16 protein-coding genes are annotated in these 16,894 nt (G+C 56.8%); 11 read left to right on the top strand and 5 right to left on the bottom strand.

What is annotated here, in order from left to right; translation table 11 throughout:
- Positions 1 to 158: 158 nt before the first annotated feature.
- From WFN61_RS06840 to rlmM, 4 genes are all read left to right on the top strand, one after another.
- Complete coding sequence (locus WFN61_RS06840) at positions 159 to 386, top strand: YgdI/YgdR family lipoprotein (RefSeq protein WP_144817723.1); 228 nt, start codon at positions 159 to 161, stop codon at positions 384 to 386.
- Between the two features lie 378 nt (positions 387 to 764).
- Positions 765 to 1,679, top strand: coding sequence for a glycine cleavage system transcriptional regulator GcvA (gene gcvA / locus WFN61_RS06835; protein WP_042387892.1), 915 nt, complete (start codon positions 765 to 767; stop codon positions 1,677 to 1,679).
- Positions 1,680 to 1,722: 43 nt separating this feature from the next.
- Entirely contained in the window at positions 1,723 to 2,118 is a 396-nt protein-coding gene (locus tag WFN61_RS06830) for a DUF423 domain-containing protein (RefSeq protein ID WP_144817724.1), read from the top strand.
- Positions 2,111 to 3,211, top strand: coding sequence for a 23S rRNA (cytidine(2498)-2'-O)-methyltransferase RlmM (rlmM, locus tag WFN61_RS06825; protein WP_144817725.1), 1,101 nt, complete (start codon positions 2,111 to 2,113; stop codon positions 3,209 to 3,211). The genes WFN61_RS06830 and rlmM overlap by 8 nt, the downstream gene beginning before the upstream one ends.
- Before the next feature lie 39 nt (positions 3,212 to 3,250).
- On the opposite strand, the gene xni is transcribed toward rlmM, so the two are convergent.
- The 5 genes from xni to queF all read right to left on the bottom strand — a co-directional run bounded on the left by xni (position 3,251) and on the right by queF (position 9,649).
- Positions 3,251 to 4,006 carry a flap endonuclease Xni gene (gene xni, locus WFN61_RS06820; protein ID WP_257758433.1) on the bottom strand — a complete coding sequence of 252 codons (756 nt, stop codon included), beginning with the start codon at positions 4,004 to 4,006 and terminating at the stop codon, positions 3,251 to 3,253.
- Positions 4,007 to 4,081: 75 nt separating this feature from the next.
- Complete coding sequence (locus WFN61_RS06815) at positions 4,082 to 5,449, bottom strand: L-serine ammonia-lyase (RefSeq protein WP_312235504.1); 1,368 nt, start codon at positions 5,447 to 5,449, stop codon at positions 4,082 to 4,084.
- 62 nt (positions 5,450 to 5,511) lie between these two features.
- Positions 5,512 to 6,813: an HAAAP family serine/threonine permease gene (locus WFN61_RS06810; protein ID WP_257758431.1), complete on the bottom strand. Its 1,302-nt coding sequence runs from the start codon at positions 6,811 to 6,813 to the stop codon at positions 5,512 to 5,514.
- A gap of 495 nt (positions 6,814 to 7,308) precedes the next feature.
- Positions 7,309 to 8,673, bottom strand: a complete 1,365-nt coding sequence (gene ppnN, locus WFN61_RS06805) for a nucleotide 5'-monophosphate nucleosidase PpnN (RefSeq protein WP_337038381.1) — start codon at positions 8,671 to 8,673, stop codon at positions 7,309 to 7,311.
- A 127-nt stretch (positions 8,674 to 8,800) separates the two neighbouring features.
- Positions 8,801 to 9,649, bottom strand: coding sequence for an NADPH-dependent 7-cyano-7-deazaguanine reductase QueF (queF, locus tag WFN61_RS06800; protein ID WP_312633168.1), 849 nt, complete (start codon positions 9,647 to 9,649; stop codon positions 8,801 to 8,803).
- A 69-nt stretch (positions 9,650 to 9,718) separates the two neighbouring features.
- On the opposite strand from queF, the gene syd reads away from it, so the two are divergent.
- The 7 genes from syd to gudD all read left to right on the top strand — a co-directional run bounded on the left by syd (position 9,719) and on the right by gudD (position 16,880).
- On the top strand, positions 9,719 to 10,264 hold the full coding sequence (gene syd / locus WFN61_RS06795) for a SecY-interacting protein (RefSeq protein WP_144817731.1): 546 nt from the start codon (positions 9,719 to 9,721) through the stop codon (positions 10,262 to 10,264).
- A 634-nt stretch (positions 10,265 to 10,898) separates the two neighbouring features.
- A complete protein-coding gene (locus WFN61_RS06790; protein WP_337038379.1) occupies positions 10,899 to 11,228 on the top strand; it encodes a YqcC family protein in 330 nt (109 codons plus the stop codon).
- On the top strand, positions 11,228 to 12,022 hold the full coding sequence (gene truC / locus WFN61_RS06785) for a tRNA pseudouridine(65) synthase TruC (RefSeq protein WP_144817733.1): 795 nt from the start codon (positions 11,228 to 11,230) through the stop codon (positions 12,020 to 12,022). Before WFN61_RS06790 ends, truC begins: the two co-directional genes overlap by 1 nt.
- A gap of 3 nt (positions 12,023 to 12,025) precedes the next feature.
- On the top strand, positions 12,026 to 12,475 hold the full coding sequence (locus tag WFN61_RS06780; RefSeq protein ID WP_144817734.1) for a flavodoxin: 450 nt from the start codon (positions 12,026 to 12,028) through the stop codon (positions 12,473 to 12,475).
- Positions 12,476 to 12,819: 344 nt separating this feature from the next.
- Positions 12,820 to 14,172 (top strand): galactarate/glucarate/glycerate transporter GudP, encoded by a 1,353-nt coding sequence (gudP, locus tag WFN61_RS06775; RefSeq protein WP_144817735.1) that lies wholly within the window; start codon positions 12,820 to 12,822, stop codon positions 14,170 to 14,172.
- 2 nt (positions 14,173 to 14,174) lie between these two features.
- Positions 14,175 to 15,515, top strand: coding sequence for a glucarate dehydratase family protein (locus WFN61_RS06770; RefSeq protein WP_257758427.1), 1,341 nt, complete (start codon positions 14,175 to 14,177; stop codon positions 15,513 to 15,515).
- Positions 15,516 to 15,539: 24 nt separating this feature from the next.
- Complete coding sequence (gene gudD, locus WFN61_RS06765) at positions 15,540 to 16,880, top strand: glucarate dehydratase (protein ID WP_222888722.1); 1,341 nt, start codon at positions 15,540 to 15,542, stop codon at positions 16,878 to 16,880.
- Positions 16,881 to 16,894 lie beyond the last annotated feature (14 nt).

The following is a 16,894-nucleotide window of genomic DNA, read 5'->3' as shown; positions in this document are numbered from 1 at the left end:
AATTTTCACCAATGTACAAGCAAAGTGCTAACCATCGGAATTATCTGTTTATCCTGGCGAATTTACGTAAGCCGATTATGCTGATAAGTGTTAGGTGTCGATTGAAGCCTGTTAAGAAAAACGGTTTGAATAGCATTTATTGCTAAAAGGAGAAGAAGATGAAAAAGACTGCCGCAATTATCTCTGCTTGTACACTGGCTTTTGCCCTGAGCGCCTGTTCCGGTCCGAACTATGTGATGCACACCAACGATGGTCGTACTATTGTTTCCGACGGTAAGCCGAAGACTGATGACCAGACCGGGATGATTTCGTATAAAGATGCGAACGGTAACAAACAGCAGATTAACCGCACCGACGTGAAAGAGATGGTCGCGCTGGAGAAATAATCTCAGGTTAAGCTACTGAAATTTAAGCTACTGAAAATAGCCTAAAAAAAAGCACCGCAATTCGCGGTGCTACATTAATCACTATGGACAGACAGGGTAAATGTACAGGAAGTGAAATAGGGTAGCGTTGCTACCATGGTCTGAATCGCAGACCAAATGCAAACACAACAACACAACATCACAACCGTAAGCCAAAAGCCCATCAGAACACGCATTCCAAAAAAAGCTTTTCGTTCCGGCTCAGGAAGTGCCGCCACTATAGGTATTTGCTGGTAGTTCCTCAACGGACAATTTATAATGGCTCAGATAAAAAAAACTAATAGGTAACGTGTTGTTTCCTGTTTGTTAAAATGATTTAACACCTAAGCCAAATAACCCATGTCTAAGCGATTACCGCCCTTAAATGCATTACGTGTTTTTGATGCTGCCGCCCGCCATTTAAGTTTTACTCGCGCCGCCGATGAGCTTTTTGTGACGCAGGCCGCAGTAAGCCACCAGATCAAGTCTCTTGAGGATTTTCTTGGGCTCAAGCTGTTCCGCCGCCGCAACCGATCCCTGCTGTTAACGGAGGAGGGGCAGAGCTATTTTCAGGATATCAAAGAGATCTTTTCTCAGCTCACCGAGGCCACGCGCAAGTTACAGTCGCGCAGCGCAAAAGGGGCGTTAACCGTCAGTCTATTGCCCAGCTTTGCTATTCAGTGGCTGGTGCCAAGACTCTCTAGCTTTAACTCAGCTTATCCGGGAATCGACGTTCGTATCCAGGCCGTAGACCGTGAGGTCGACAAACTGGCGGACGACGTCGACGTAGCCATTTTTTACGGTCGCGGTAACTGGCCAGGCTTGCGTGTTGAAAAATTATACGCAGAATATCTGCTGCCGGTCTGCTCACCGCTGCTGCTCACCGGCGACAAACCGATAAAAACCCCTGAGGATCTGGCTAAGCATACGCTGCTGCATGATGCCTCCCGCCGCGACTGGCAGACCTATACCCGCCAGCTGGGCCTGAACCTTAACGTGCAGCAGGGGCCCATCTTCAGCCACAGCGCCATGGTGCTGCAGGCGGCAATTCACGGTCAGGGCGTTGCGCTGGCAAATAACGTGATGGCCCAGTCAGAGATCGAAGCCGGTCGCCTGGCCTGCCCGTTTAACGACGTGCTGGTCAGTAAAAACGCCTTTTATCTGGTTTGTCATGACAGTCAGGCAGAACTGGGTAAAATAGCTGCCTTCCGCCAGTGGATCCTGGCCAAAGCGGCAGCCGAGCAAGAAAAATTTCGCTTTCGCTATGAGCAATAACGTATATAGGCGCGCGGTTAGCGCATGACTTTAGGGTAAGACTATGACCAGCCGATTTATGCTGATTTTTGCCGCTATCAGCGGTTTTATTTTTGTGGCCCTGGGCGCGTTTGGCGCACACGTATTAAGTAAATCGTTAGGCGCTGCCGAGATGGGCTGGATCCAGACCGGTCTTGAGTACCAGGCGTTTCATACCCTGGCGGTCTTTGGCCTGGCGGTAGCGATGCAGCGTCGGATCAGCATCTGGTTCTACTGGAGCAGCGTCTTTCTGGCGCTGGGTACGGTTCTCTTTAGCGGGAGCCTTTACTGCCTCGCGCTGTCGCATCTGCGCCTGTGGGCGTTTGTCACCCCGGTCGGCGGCGTCAGCTTCCTTACCGGCTGGGTATTAATGTTAATTGGCGCAATTCGTCTGAAACGTAAAGGCCCTGGTCATGAATAAGCTTGTACTACTGTGTCGCCCTGGATTTGAAAAAGAGTGCGCCGCAGAGATTACCGATAAGGCCGGGCGGCTGAACGTGTTTGGTTTTGCCCGCGTCAAAGATAACGCTGGCTATGTAATTTTTGAGTGCTATCAGGCCGAAGAGGCCGACAAGCTGGCGCGCGAGCTGCCATTTAGCTCGCTGATTTTTGTCCGCCAGATGTTCGTGGTGGGTGAACTGCTTCAGGATCTGCCTCCGGAGGATCGCATTACGCCGATCGTTGGCATGCTGCAGGGCGTGGTCGAAAAAGGCGGCGAGCTGCGCGTTGAGGTAGCCGACACCAACGAAAGCAAAGAGCTGATGAAGTTCTGCCGCAAGTTCACCGTGCCGCTGCGCGCTGCGCTGCGTGAGGCGAAGATCCTCACCAGCTACGAAACCGCCAAGCGTCCGGTGGTGCATGTCTTCTTTATCGCACCTGGCTGCTGCTACACCGGCTACTCCTACTCCGACAATAACTCGCCGTTCTACATGGGCATCCCGCGCCTGAAGTTCCCGTCCGATGCGCCGAGCCGATCTACGCTGAAGCTGGAGGAGGCGTTCCACGTCTTTATCCCGGCTGACGAGTGGGACGAGCGCCTGGCGAATGGCATGCACGCGGTCGATCTGGGCGCCTGCCCCGGCGGCTGGACCTATCAGCTGGTGAAGCGCAACATGTGGGTCGCGTCGGTGGATAACGGCCCGATGGCGCAGAGCCTGATGGATACCGGCCAGGTGACCTGGCTGCGGGAAGACGGTTTCAGATATCGCCCAACGCGCAGCAACATTACCTGGATGGTGTGCGATATGGTAGAGAAGCCAGCGAAAGTTGCTGCCCTGATGGCGCAGTGGCTGGTTAACGGCTGGTGCCGGGAAACCATCTTTAACCTTAAGCTGCCGATGAAAAAGCGCTATGAGGAGGTCTCGAACAACCTCGCGTACATTCAGCAGCAGCTGGAAGAGAACGGTATCAACGCGCAGATCCAGGCCCGTCAGCTCTATCACGATCGCGAAGAGGTGACGGTGCACGTCCGTCGCTGGTGGGCTGCCGTGGGTGGCCGTCGCGACGAGCGCTAATATAAATCTTATCGCCCGGTGGCGCTGCGCTGACCGGGCCTAGGCGCTCAATCGTAACTGCTGTAAATTGCCGTCGAGGTGCAGATCCGTCTGTAGCTTTGCCACCTCGCGGCAGATAAACGCCATCTCCCGGTGCGCCTCAAGCTTGCTGCGCCACTTCTCCGGCACCTCGTTCAGATGAGCATAGATCCCTTCCAGAGTTGCAAACTGTGCCAGCAGCTGGGCGGCGCTCTTTGGACCAATCCCCGCCACGCCAGGGATTTTCGAGCTGCTGATGCCCGCCAGTCCCCAGAAATCCGTTAGCTGCTCCGGCAGAACGCCAAACTCGCCTGCAATAAAGGGCGCATCCAGCCAGCGCTTCTGGAAGTAGTCACGAATGCGTAGAGTGGGAGAGAGAAGCTGGCAGTAGCCTTTGTCGGTTGAGACGATGGTCGCCTGATGTCCCGCCTGGGCCACCTTTACCGCCAGCGTGGCGGCAAGATCGTCCGCCTCGTTGCCTTCGGAGATCCAGCAGCGTACGCCGCGCTGTTCAAACGCGGCGCGCAGGGCAGGCATTTCGCCGTGCAGGGTATCGGGCATCGGCGGGCGACCCGCCTTATAGTCCGGCAGCTTCTGGTGTCGCCAGCCGCTGTTGCGGGCCTCATCGTCAAACACCGCGACCGCATGGGTCGGCTGGCTGTGAACAATCAGCTGCCCCAGCGCGTGCGTACAGGCTTCCACGCAGGGTGACCCCTGGACGGCATGAATACGGCGAATAAGGTTAAGTGCATCAACGATAAGCAGATGAACGGCCACGGGATCCTCCCGGCAATGACAGACCGGCTAAGGGTATCATTGACGGGAGGCGGAGACCATTCATCGCTCAGGGGATCAATCGCAGGAGACGATTTTCATTGCCAGCCCACCACGAGAGGTCTCGCGGTATTTGGCGTTCATGTCCTTACCGGTTTCGTACATGGTTTCGATCACCTTATCGAGGCAAACGCGCGGCTCGCTGGTACGACGCAGTGCCATTCGCGCGGCATTCACCGCTTTGACAGAGGCGATGGCGTTACGCTCAATGCAGGGAACCTGTACCTGACCGGCAACCGGATCGCAGGTCAGACCCAGGTTATGTTCCATGCCGATTTCCGCTGCGATGCAGACCTGCGTCGGGCTACCGCCCAGCAGCTCGGTTAGCCCGGCAGCCGCCATTGAGCAGGCGACGCCGACTTCACCCTGACAGCCCACCTCGGCCCCGGAGATAGAGGCGTTCATCTTATAGAGCGAGCCGATGGCGCTGCACACCAGCAGGTAGCGCGCCAGCGAGTTAGCATTCACTTCGCGGATGAACTTGTCATAGTAAGCCAGCACGGCGGGAACGATACCGCATGCGCCGTTGGTCGGTGCGGTTACTACCCGCCCGCCAGCAGCGTTCTCTTCGTTTACCGCCAGCGCAAACATGTTGATCCAGTCGACTACCGCCATCGGATCGGTGGTGGTTTTATCGCTGCTTACCAGCATCCGGCGCAGCGCTGCCGCCCGACGCGGCACCCGCAGCTTGCCCGGCAGCGCCCCTTCAGTGGTGATCCCGCGTTCGATACCGCCGCGCATGACCGCCCAGACGCTGGTGAAGTGCTGCTCCAGCGCCGCTTTGCTGTGCAGGGCCAGCTCATTCTCCATCATCAGCCCGGAGAGCGACAGGCCGGTCTGCTGACAGTGGCGCTGCAGATCGGCGGCGTTCTTATAGGGGTAGGGCACGGCAACCGGCGAGTCGCTGGTTTGGCCGAAGTGCGCCTCATCGACGATAAACCCGCCGCCGATAGAGTAGTAGGTCTGGCTGTAAAGCAGCGTATCGCCTGCCAGGGCGCTGATACGCATCCCGTTTTCATGCAGAGAGAGGTTGTCAGCATGGAAGTTCATGCTCTGCTCAAGGGGGAAATCGACCTCATGCTGACCGTTCGCCAGCGGCAGACGGCCTCGGGCGCTGACATCGGCAATAAATGCCGGGATGGCATCGATGTCGACGCTGTCCGGCAGGTTGCCTGCGAGGCCCATAATAATGGCTATATCGGTATGGTGGCCTTTGCCGGTAAGCGACAGCGAGCCATATACGTCAACCACGACGCGGGTGGTATCGGTAAGGATCCCGCGGGTCACCAGGTCATCGGTGAACTGCTTTCCGGCTTTCATTGGCCCGACGGTGTGCGAGCTGGAGGGGCCAATACCAATTTTAAAGATATCGAATACGCTGATCATAATGCATTGTCCATGGCGTAGAGCTGGGTTCGCCGCCCGGGTGGGCGGCGAGGTGGGATAACTTAAGCAGCGAAGAGGTGATACAGCGAGTAGAAGATCGCAGAGATAGCGATCAGGCCCATCACCACAACAAACGCGTTGCTGATGTGGCCGCTGTATTTACGCATCGCCGGGACTTTCTGGATGGCGTACATCGGCATCAGGAACAGGATCATGGCGATAACCGGGCCGCCCAGGGTTTCGATCAGGCCAAGGATGCTCGGGTTCAGCGTCGCAACCAGCCAGGTGGTCAGCAGCATGAAGATCGCCGTGATGCGGTTCAGCTTGCCGATCTCCATGGTTTTGCCTTTGCCGCGCAGAGACTTAATGATCATGCCGTTAAAGCCTTCGCGCGCGCCCAGGTAGTGGCCGAGGAAGGATTTGGTGATCGCAACCATGGCGATAATCGGTGCCATCCACTCAATGACCGGGGCATGGAAGTGGTTAGCCAGGTAGGAGAGGATAGAGATGTTCTGCTCTTTCGCCGCAATCAGATCGGCCGGGGCCAGGCTCAGCACGCAGCTGAAGACAAAGAACATCACCGTCAGCACCATCATGATGTGGGCATAGGAGAGGATGCGGGAGCATTTTTTCTCTGCGCCATCGCCGTACTCTTCGCGTTTAGCAACGGCGAAGGAGGAGATGATCGGCGAGTGGTTAAAGGAGAAAACCATCACCGGGATCGCCAGCCACAGGGTCATCCACAGGCCTTGTCCGGTATTGGCGGCAGCATCAAAAGAGAGGGTTTCCAGCGCCGCGCCGTTCCACTGCGGGATCAGGTAGAGCGCCAGCAGCATCAGGGCAATCACAAATGGGAACACCAGGATGCTCATCGCCTTAACGATCATCTTCTCGCCGAAACGCACGATGGTCATCATGCCGATAATCAGGATCAGGGACAGCACGACGCGCGGCGGCGAAACCATGCCCAGCTGGTGGGTCAGGAAGCTGTCGACGGTGTTGGTGATCGCTACGCTGTAAACCAGCAGGATCGGGTAGATAGCAAAGAAGTAGAGCAGGGTGATGACCTTACCGGCACCGACGCCAAAATGCTCTTCCACCACTTCGGTGATGTCTTCACCAGGGTTTTTCCCTGACAGCACGAAGCGGGTCAGGCCGCGGTGGGCAAAAAAGGTCATCGGGAAGGCGATAATCGCCATGATGATCAGGGGGATCATGCCGCCGACGCCGGCGTTAATCGGCAGGAACAGGACGCCTGCGCCAATCGCCGTGCCATACAGGCCCAGCATCCACATGGTATCGCTCTTACGCCATGTGCTTCGCGTTGCCTGCGAAGCAATGGTGCTGGTTTGCGTGGTTTCCATTTCAATCTCCATTTACTTAAAAGCTAAATATCAGGTGCTTAGTCAAATCCGATGAAAAAGCGCCCAACGGTAATATAAAATTGGGTTAAGTAACGTGTTGGGATTATTTTTATCCGTTACATTTTGGGGCGGAACGATACATTTTAGTTATCACACTGACAGTGATCGCGATCTCAATTGCCATAATCCACTTTCTATATGGATATATTTGGACCAACGCCCTGCTAAAAATGCACACGGTAAGATTTATGGTGGCGAAGGCTACCATTGCCAGGATTTGCGATCAAAGCGGTAGACGCGAAATACGATAATCACCCGGCAAAAGGCACAGATGGCAGCGTTTTATCAGATTTAAGCAAAACTTTGCTAGATAAATAACGGGGCATATTTGCTAAGCAATCGATTGCTTTTTGCGGGGTGGTTTAGAACTATAAGTTTAATGTATGTATTGAGGGAGCCGGGTAAGCAGAGCGCCACCCGGCAGGTCAGGAAAAATCAGGCACAGATTTCGTAGCAGGGGATATAGGCCGAGCCAGGTAGCTTCATGCGGTGCTGGGCCACAAAGCCCTGGAGCAGATCGTCCATCCGGCGCATCATTGCCCGGTCGCCGTGGATCTTGTATGGGCCGTCAGCTTCGATGGCGCGAATGCCCATCTCTTTAACGTTGCCCGCCACGATCCCGGAGAAGGCGCGACGCAGATCCGCCGCCAGCACCTCCACCGGCCGATCCGGGTAGAGCTGAAGGTTAGCCATGTTCTCATGGGTCGGTTCGAAAGGCATCTGCAGATCCGGCGCGATGCGAATAGACCAGTTGAAGCTGTAGGCGTCTCCCGTATTGCGACGATGCTCTTTCACCAGCGGCATCGCTTTTTTCATCTGGCGTGCCACTTCCGGCGCATCGTCAATGATGATGCGGTAGTAGCGGCGGGCCGATTCGCCGAGCGTATGGGTAATAAACTCGTCCAGCACGCGGAAGTAGTCGGCGCTCTGTTTTGGCCCGGTGAGGATCAGCGGCAGCACCTGATGCTGGTTGGCCGGGTTCATTAGAATGCCGAGCAGATAGAGCAGCTCTTCTGCCGTACCCACGCCGCCGGGGAAGATGATGATCCCGTGGGCGATGCGTACGAAGGCCTCCAGACGCTTCTCGATATCCGGCATGATCACCAGCTCATTGACCAGCGGGTTGGGCGGCTCGGCGGCAATAATGGACGGCTCGGTCATGCCGATAAAGCGTCCCTCTTTATAGCGCTGCTGGGCATGGCCCACCGCGGCACCTTTCATCGGGGCTTCCATTGCGCCTGGGCCACAGCCGGTGCAGATATTCAGCTCGCGCAGGCCCAGTTGGGTGCCGACGCGGCGCGCGTAGAGGTACTCGGTTTCATTGATCGAGTGGCCGCCCCAGCACACCACCATATTAGGCGCTTCGCCTACGTGCAGCGCGCGGGCGTTACGCAGGATCGAGAAGACCAGGTTGGTGATGTGGGTAGAGCTCTCCAGGTTAAGATGCTGGAAGCGCCCGGCGTTGTGGATCTGTCCATTGACGAACAGGATATCGCGCAGTACGGCGAAGAGGTTAGCCTGGAGCGAGCGGATAATACGCCCGTCAACGAACGCCTCTTCCGGCGGGTTGATCAGCTCCAGCTTTACGCCGCGTTCACGACGTAACACGTTGATATCAAAGTTCTCGAAGCGGGACAGCAGCTCTTTACTGCTGTCGGTCTGGCTTCCTGAGTTTAGAACGGCAAGTGAACAGTTACGAAACAGTTGATAAAGGTCGCTGCTGGCCGAGCTTTTGAGCATATCGACTTCCAGCTGCGACAACAGATCCATTGAGCCTAGCGGGCTAATATGTGTAATCAAGTGAACTCCTTATGGGGCGAAGATCGCCGCTCCCTGTGATTACAATAGCCCTGGCATATGACGTTTAACAACCTCAGGCGCGGAATCCACCGCGCAAATCAGTAAAAAAGCGTACTTTTTGCCGCCCTTACTGGCGCACCAGACGACCGGTAGCGGGCTGGAAGTGGGTGTTGCTACGCCACGGGTTGATATCCAGGCCACCGCGACGGGTATAGCGGGCGTAGACGCTCAGCGTTTCCGGCTGGCAGAAGCGCAGCAGATCGTTAAAGATGCGCTCTACGCACTGCTCGTGAAACTCATTGTGGTGGCGGAAGGAGACCAGATAGCGCAGGAGCTTCTCGCGATCGATCTGTGGCCCGCGATACTGAATCTGCACGGAGCCCCAGTCCGGCTGATGGGTGATCAGGCAGTTGGACTTCAGCAGGTGGCTGACCAGGGTTTCTTCCACTACGCTACCGCCCGCGGCATTGTGCAGGTAGTCGGCGTTGAACTGGTAGTCATCGATCGCGATATCCTGGTTATCGATGCACTTACCGTTGAAGTGAGCGATCGGCTGGCCTTCTAACTCATCCAGCGCATAGAGCATCACGCTCACCTTGCCCTGCGCACAAGCGCTGAGATCCCGCTCCAGCGTGGCGCGAACCTCTTCCCAGCTGCCAAAACGCGTCTGGTTAAAGCTGTTCAGGTAGAGCTTAAAGCTTTTTGACTCCACCAGGTTGAGGCTGGCGTAGTCCAGCTCGACGTGGCCCACGGCAACCTGCGGCAGGCCATTGGCGTTGAGCCATGACAGTTCATACAGCGTCCAGATGTCGCCGCCGTGGAAGGGCAGGCTGTCGGCGTGCAGACCGAGGGGATCGCGATTGAGGCTGCGGGGAACGCCCTGCAGCAGGGTCGCATCGTAGGTATCGCAGTAGCGGGTGGTTTTACCCAAGGTCAGGCCAGCCAGCGCCTGGTGGTTATCATAAGAAGAAGACATGTTTCATCGCCGTTTTGCAGGTAAACTCTCAGCCTTAAGTTTATCCTGGCTGAGTGAAGAGAGGAACCAGTGGACCAAGAGACATCCCTTGCCCTGAAGGCTTTTACCGCGCGCTACTGCGATGCCTGGCATGAGACCCACAATAGCTGGCCGCAGAGCGAGGCGCTGTATGGCGTGCCGTCGCCCTGCGTCATCTCCTCGCTTGAAGACCGGGTGATCTGGCAGCCCCAACCTTTTGATGCAGAAGAGAATGTAAACGCTGTTGAACGGGCATTAGATATTGTGATACAACCTGCAGTTCACAGCTTTTATTCCACACAGTTTGCTGGTGATATGCTGGCACGATTCGAGAACGAGACGCTGACGCTCCTGCAAACCTGGAGTGCGGACGATTTCCTGCGTGTTCAGGAGAATCTCATTGGACATTTAGTGACGCAAAAGCGATTAAAGCTGCCACCCACGCTCTTTATCGCCACGCTCGATAGCGAACTGGATGTCATCTCGATCTGTAACTTAACCGGCGAGGTGGTGAAAGAGACGCTCGGTACCCGCCATCGCACCGTGCTTGCCCCATCGGTAGCGCTATTCCTCCAGCGGCTTGAGCCGGTCATGTAATCCAATCCTCTATTACGCGTGTGAGACATCTCTTACAAGCGTGTAAGATATTGCCATTTTGTTAAAAAATATTTTTAAGATGTAAAATCGATAAAGCAATTTTAAATCAGTAATTTACTAAAAAATGCGCGACATTTAACGCAAATTAATCCGTACTAAAGTCTTATGGCATGCTTGCAAGACGAAGCGGAAAGGTCGATTCTATTTGTGTCGACAGGATGTTGAACATGAAGTGAATATCAGGATGATGTCGCTTCTGACACAGGAGATACCGGGACGGTATGACAGGGAAAGGCTTCAGGATGAAGTAGAGAGGATAACGCCGGAGCGCGTTAAAGGACACCTCCAGGAAGGAGAATGTGAACCGGGCAGGATATCCGGTGGATCAGGATGATTAGGAAGTCGCTTAATGGATTAAGCGTGTCGTATCGGGCGATGCGAGCAGGCAGCATGGTTTATGGATGAACAGGTCAGGAGACCGCAGGAAAAGTTTTCATGGATGAGCAGGGAGCATCAAGGTAGCCGGACTGCTGCTAAACGAACCGGGAGCACTGTTTAATTACAGTGCTCCCTTTTTTATTTCTCCCTCCGCAATGCTATTCTGCGCGCCAGTTCGATCGTCATTGAGGTTTCTATGTCTCTTCATATCAGCGTACGCGAGCAGCTGCACGCCATTGAGGCGCTGCTGCGCGAACAAAATGTCTGGCAGGGCGTGGCGCCAGAGAGCAGCGCGTTTGCCAGCACCCAGCCATTCTGCCTGGATACGCTTGCCCCGCTGGAGTGGCTGCAGTGGGTGTTGATCCCCCGTATGCACGCTCTGCTGGACAGCGGTCAGCCGCTGCCGCAGGCCTTTGCCGTTACCCCTTATTACGAGATGGCGCTCGATGCCAGCGATCCGCTGCGTGATGTCATCCTTGTGCATCTGCAACGCCTTGATACGCTCTTTGCCGGTAGCGACGCCTGATGCTGGAAATTATTTATCAGGATGCGTGGCTGGTGGCGGTGAATAAACCCTCTGGCTGGCTGGTGCACCGTAGCTGGCTCGATCGCGATGAAAAAGTGGTGGTGATGCAAACCGTGCGGGATCAGATTGGTCAGCACGTCTTTACTGCCCACCGCCTTGACCGACCCACCTCTGGCGTACTGCTGATGGGGCTCTCCAGCGAGGCGGGGCGTCTGCTCTCCCAGCAGTTTGAGCAACACCTGATCCAGAAGCGCTACCATGCGATTGTCCGCGGCTGGCTGATGGATGCCGCGACGCTGGACTACCCGCTGGTAGAGGAGCTGGATAAGATCGCCGATAAGTTTTCCCGGACTGACAAAGAGCCACAGCCGGCGGTCACCCGCTACCGTGGGCTAGCCACCGTCGAGCTGCCGGTTGCTATCAGCAAGTTTCCGACCACCCGCTACGGGCTGGTAGAGCTGGATCCGCAAACCGGACGCAAGCACCAGCTGCGCCGTCACCTTACTCACCTGCGTCACCCGATTATTGGCGACAGCAAGCATGGCGATCTGCGGCAGAACCGCAGCGCGGCGGCGCACTTTGGCCTGAACCGGCTCATGCTGCACGCCAGCGAGCTCTCCCTGACCCATCCCTTTACCGGCGAGCCGTTAACTCTGCGCGCCGGGCTGGACGACGTCTGGATGCAGGCGTTAACCCAGTTTGGCTGGCGCGGCCTTCTCCCGATGAATGAAAGGGTTGAGTTTGTGCCGGACAGCGGCCAGGATGAAACCTGGCAGTTAGCAACCAGGGAGTGAAAAATGGCAGAGATTGGTATTTTTGTTGGCACCATGTATGGCAACTCATTGCTGGTGGCCGAAGAGGCGGAGACGCTGCTGACCGGGCAGGGGCATAAGGTTAAGGTCTTTGAGGATGGGACGTTGGCGGACTGGGCCCATTACCAGGACAAAACCGTGCTGGTGGTCACCTCCACGACGGGGCAGGGCGATCTGCCGGATAACATCGCGCCGCTCTACGCGGCGATCCGTGATTCGCTTGGTTTCCAGCCTAACCTGCGCTACGGCGTGATTGCGCTGGGGGACAGCACCTACTCCCACTTCTGCGGCGGCGGGAAACGGTTTGCCGAGCTGCTTGCAGACCAGCAGGCGCAGCGCGTCGGTGAGGTGCTGCTCATTGACGCCAGCGAACACCCTGAGCCCGAGACGGAGTCAAATCCGTGGGTTGAGCAGTGGGGAACCCTGCTGAAGTAAATCCCTCTTTATCCCTTTAGCCCTCCCCGTTGCGGAGGGCTAGCATCTTCTGTTACTCGCTTTTATCCCCGACGCTTTTCAATTCCGTGAAGTACCCCCCACTGGTTTGGGCCTATGCCCCAAAGCAGAGTGATAAGCATCCTGAATGTTGTGTGCTTGCACGGTGAGCAGATTCTGGCCACTTCATATACTTTTCTCGCCAGTTATTAAAACGCAGTCCGCAGGGGGCTAACGAACCGCTGCACAGAGACTGCAATAAAACACCAGTACGTCATTCTGATACCCCTACAGGTTGTGCTTTTCAGAATGAATGTAGCTCAACGCTATAATTCAGGAGTGCAATAATGAGTTCATTAAGCCACGCAGCGAGCAGCGCCGAAAAGCGCACTAACGCTCGCTACTGGATAGTGGTGATGCTGTTTATCGTCACATCCTTCAACTATGGTGACCGCGCGACGCTGTCCATTGCCGGCTCTGAAATGGCAAAAGATATCGGTCTTGATGCTGTTGGCATGGGGTATGTTTTCTCTGCATTTTCATGGGCCTATGTTATCGGCCAAATCCCAGGTGGCTGGCTGCTTGACCGCTTCGGTTCAAAACGCGTCTACTTCTGGTCTATCTTCATCTGGTCACTGTTTACCCTGCTGCAGGGCTTCGTTGATATTTTCAGCGGCTTCGGCATCATTGTTGCGCTCTTTACCCTGCGCTTCCTGGTGGGCTTAGCGGAAGCGCCCTCTTTCCCTGGCAATAGTCGCATCGTGGCGGCCTGGTTTCCGGCGCAGGAGAGGGGCACGGCGGTTGCGATCTTTAACTCCGCCCAGTACTTTGCCACCGTTATCTTCGCCCCAATTATGGGCTGGCTGACCCACGAGGTGGGCTGGTCGCACGTCTTCTTCTTCATGGGCGGACTCGGCATTATCATCAGCTTTATCTGGCTGAAAGTGATCCATGAGCCGAATCAGCATCCAGGCGTGAATAAGAAAGAGCTGGAGTACATTGCCGAAGGCGGCGGGCTAATCAACATGGATCAACCCGGTACAAAAATAAAAGTACCGTTCAGCGTCAAGTGGGCGCAAATCAAACAGCTGCTCAACTCGCGCATGATGATCGGGGTCTATATCGGCCAGTACTGCATTAACGCCCTGACCTACTTCTTTATCACCTGGTTCCCGGTCTACCTGGTGCAGGCGCGCGGCATGTCAATTCTGAAAGCGGGCTTTGTCGCCTCTATCCCGGCTATCTGCGGCTTTGCCGGTGGCGTGCTGGGCGGCATTATCTCCGACTGGCTGATGCGCCGTACGGGCTCGCTGAACATCGCCCGTAAAACACCTATCGTGCTCGGTATGCTGCTGTCGATGGTGATGGTGTTCTGTAACTACGTCGACGCAGAGTGGATGATCATCGGCTTTATGGCGATGGCCTTCTTCGGCAAAGGCATCGGCGCGCTGGGCTGGGCCGTAATGGCCGACACCGCACCGAAAGAGATCAGCGGCCTCTCCGGCGGCCTGTTCAACATGTTCGGTAACATCTCCGGGATCGTTACCCCGATCGCCATCGGCTACATCGTGGGCACTACCGGATCCTTTAACGGCGCGCTGATCTACGTGGGTGTTCATGCCCTGATCGCGGTCCTCAGCTATCTGGTGCTGGTGGGCGATATCAAACGTGTCGAACTGAAACCTGTGACAGGACACTAACGATGAGTATGCACTCCAGCCCCGTTATTACCGATATGAAAGTGATCCCGGTCGCCGGCTACGACAGTATGCTGATGAATATCGGCGGGGCACATAACGCTTACTTCACCCGCAATATCGTGGTGCTGACCGACAACGCCGGGAACACCGGCGTTGGAGAAGCGCCCGGCGGCGAAGTGATCCTGAAGACGCTGACCGATGCGATCCCAATGGTTATCGGCCAGCAGGTTGCCCGCTTAAACCAGGTGGTTCAGCGGGTGCACAAAGGCAACCAGGCGGCTGACTTTGACACCTTCGGCAAAGGTGCCTGGACCTTTGAGCTGCGGGTGAATGCGGTAGCGGCCCTGGAGGCCGCGCTGCTCGACCTGCTGGGTAAAACGCTTGGGGTGCCGGTCTGCGAGCTGCTGGGGCCAGGCAAACAGCGCGATGCCGTAACGGTGCTCGGCTACCTGTTCTACGTCGGCGACCGGCAAAAGACCGATTTGCCGTATCTCGTCAAAACCGAGGGCAACCATGACTGGTATCATCTTCGTCATCAGGAGGCGATGAACAGCGAGGCGGTGGTGCGCCTGGCGGAGGCGTCACAGGATCGCTACGGCTTCAAAGATTTCAAACTGAAAGGTGGCGTGCTGCCGGGCGAGCAGGAGATTGACACCGCCCGCGCGCTGAAAAAGCGCTTCCCGGACGCCCGCATCACCGTCGACCCTAACGGCGCATGGCTGCTGGATGAGGCCATTGAACTCTGTAAAGGGCTGAACGATGTCCTGACCTACGCGGAAGATCCGTGCGGTGCAGAGCAGGGCTTCTCTGGCCGGGAGGTGATGGCGGAGTTCCGTCGGGCAACCGGTCTGCCGGTGGCAACCAATATGATCGCCACCAACTGGCGTGAGATGGGCCACGCGGTGATGCTCAACGCGGTGGATATACCGCTGGCGGATCCGCATTTCTGGACCCTCTCCGGCGCGGTACGTGTGGCGCAGCTGTGCGACGACTGGGGTCTGACGTGGGGCTGCCACTCCAATAACCACTTTGATATCTCACTGGCGATGTTTACCCATGTCGCTGCCGCCGCGCCGGGTAATCCGACCGCCATTGATACCCACTGGATCTGGCAAGAGGGCGAGGCACGGCTGACTACGCAGCCGCTGGAGATTAAGCACGGCCAGATTGCCGTGCCGGACGCGCCAGGCCTTGGCGTGGAGCTGGACTGGGACCAGGTACAGAAAGCCCACGAGCTGTACAAGACGCTTCCGGGCGGGGCGCGTAATGACGCGGGCCCGATGCAGTATCTGATCCCCGGCTGGACGTTCGATCGCAAACGCCCCGTCTTTGGTCGACACTAAATTTGTTAGAGAAAGGATTAAACGATGAGCAATCAATTTTCTACCCCGGTCGTCACGTCCATGCAGGTGATCCCGGTTGCGGGCCACGACAGCATGCTGATGAACCTGAGCGGCGCGCACGCGCCGTTCTTCACCCGTAACATCGTTATCATCAAAGACAACTCGGGTCATACCGGCGTGGGCGAGATCCCGGGCGGCGAGAAGATCCGCCAGACGCTGGAAGATGCCGCCGCGCTGGTGGTCGGCAAAACCGTTGGCGAGTACAAAAACATTCTGACCGCCGTACGTAACCAGTTTGCCGACCGCGACTCGGCGGGCCGTGGCCTGCAAACCTTTGACCTGCGTACGACCATTCACGTGGTGACCGGGATCGAAGCCGCGATGCTGGACCTGCTGGGTCAGCACCTGGGCGTCAACGTGGCGACCCTGCTCGGCGACGGTCAGCAGCGCAGTGAAGTAGAGATGCTCGGCTACCTGTTCTTCGTCGGCAACGCCAAAGCGACGCCGCTGCCGTACCAGAGCCAGCCGGATGACCCATGCGACTGGTACCGCGTGCGTCATGAAGAGGCGATGACCCCGGACCGCGTGGTGCGTCTGGCCGAAGCGGCCTATGAGAAATACGGTTTTAACGATTTCAAACTGAAAGGCGGCGTGCTGGCGGGCGAAGAGGAGGCCGAGTCCATTGTGGCGCTGGCGAAACGCTTCCCGCAGGCGCGCGTGACCCTCGACCCCAACGGCGCGTGGTCGCTGGCCGAGGCCATCAGCATCGGTAAGCACCTGAAGGGCGTGCTGGCCTATGCGGAAGATCCGTGTGGCGCAGAGCAGGGCTTCTCTGGCCGTGAGGTGATGGCCGAGTTCCGCCGCGCCACCGGTCTGCCGACCGCCACCAACATGATCGCCACCGACTGGCGGCAGATGGGCCATACGCTCTCCCTGCAGTCCGTGGATATCCCGCTGGCGGATCCGCACTTCTGGACCATGCAGGGCTCCGTGCGCGTGGCGCAGATGTGCCACGAGTTTGGCCTGACCTGGGGCTCGCACTCCAACAACCACTTTGACATTTCACTGGCGATGTTCACCCACGTGGCTGCCGCCGCACCGGGTAAAGTCACCGCTATCGATACCCACTGGATCTGGCAGGAGGGCAACCAGCGCCTGACCAAAGCGCCGTTTGAGATCAAAGGCGGGATGGTGCAGGTGCCGAGCACGCCGGGTCTGGGCGTCGAGCTGGATATGGACCAGGTGATGAAGGCGCACGAGCTGTACCAGAAGCACGGTCTCGGCGCGCGTGACGATGCCATGGGCATGCAGTACCTGATCCCTGGCTGGACGTTTGATAACAAACGCCCGTGCATGGTGCGTTAATGCAGAGGCCGGTC

This window comes from Pseudescherichia sp. AS216 (genome assembly GCF_037152055.1).
In the GTDB taxonomy this organism is placed as follows: Bacteria; Pseudomonadota; Gammaproteobacteria; order Enterobacterales; family Enterobacteriaceae; genus Pseudescherichia.
Note: the sequence above shows the minus strand (reverse complement) of the source record. Positions and strands in the feature narration are given on the sequence as shown.

What these genes read in the sequence shown, in the direction of transcription:
- gcvA (WP_042387892.1), top strand. Translation starts at nt 765, where the DNA reads ATGTCTAAGCGATTACCGCCCTTAAATGCATTACGTGTTTTTGATGCT.
- WFN61_RS06840 (WP_144817723.1), top strand. Translation starts at nt 159, where the DNA reads ATGAAAAAGACTGCCGCAATTATCTCTGCTTGTACACTGGCTTTTGCC.
- truC (WP_144817733.1), top strand. Translation starts at nt 11,228, where the DNA reads ATGCTGGAAATTATTTATCAGGATGCGTGGCTGGTGGCGGTGAATAAA.
- queF (WP_312633168.1), bottom strand. Translation starts at nt 9,649, where the DNA reads ATGTCTTCTTCTTATGATAACCACCAGGCGCTGGCTGGCCTGACCTTG.
- rlmM (WP_144817725.1), top strand. Translation starts at nt 2,111, where the DNA reads ATGAATAAGCTTGTACTACTGTGTCGCCCTGGATTTGAAAAAGAGTGC.
- WFN61_RS06815 (WP_312235504.1), bottom strand. Translation starts at nt 5,449, where the DNA reads ATGATCAGCGTATTCGATATCTTTAAAATTGGTATTGGCCCCTCCAGC.
- WFN61_RS06830 (WP_144817724.1), top strand. Translation starts at nt 1,723, where the DNA reads ATGACCAGCCGATTTATGCTGATTTTTGCCGCTATCAGCGGTTTTATT.
- WFN61_RS06780 (WP_144817734.1), top strand. Translation starts at nt 12,026, where the DNA reads ATGGCAGAGATTGGTATTTTTGTTGGCACCATGTATGGCAACTCATTG.
- WFN61_RS06770 (WP_257758427.1), top strand. Translation starts at nt 14,175, where the DNA reads ATGAGTATGCACTCCAGCCCCGTTATTACCGATATGAAAGTGATCCCG.
- gudD (WP_222888722.1), top strand. Translation starts at nt 15,540, where the DNA reads ATGAGCAATCAATTTTCTACCCCGGTCGTCACGTCCATGCAGGTGATC.
- WFN61_RS06810 (WP_257758431.1), bottom strand. Translation starts at nt 6,813, where the DNA reads ATGGAAACCACGCAAACCAGCACCATTGCTTCGCAGGCAACGCGAAGC.
- WFN61_RS06790 (WP_337038379.1), top strand. Translation starts at nt 10,899, where the DNA reads ATGTCTCTTCATATCAGCGTACGCGAGCAGCTGCACGCCATTGAGGCG.
- gudP (WP_144817735.1), top strand. Translation starts at nt 12,820, where the DNA reads ATGAGTTCATTAAGCCACGCAGCGAGCAGCGCCGAAAAGCGCACTAAC.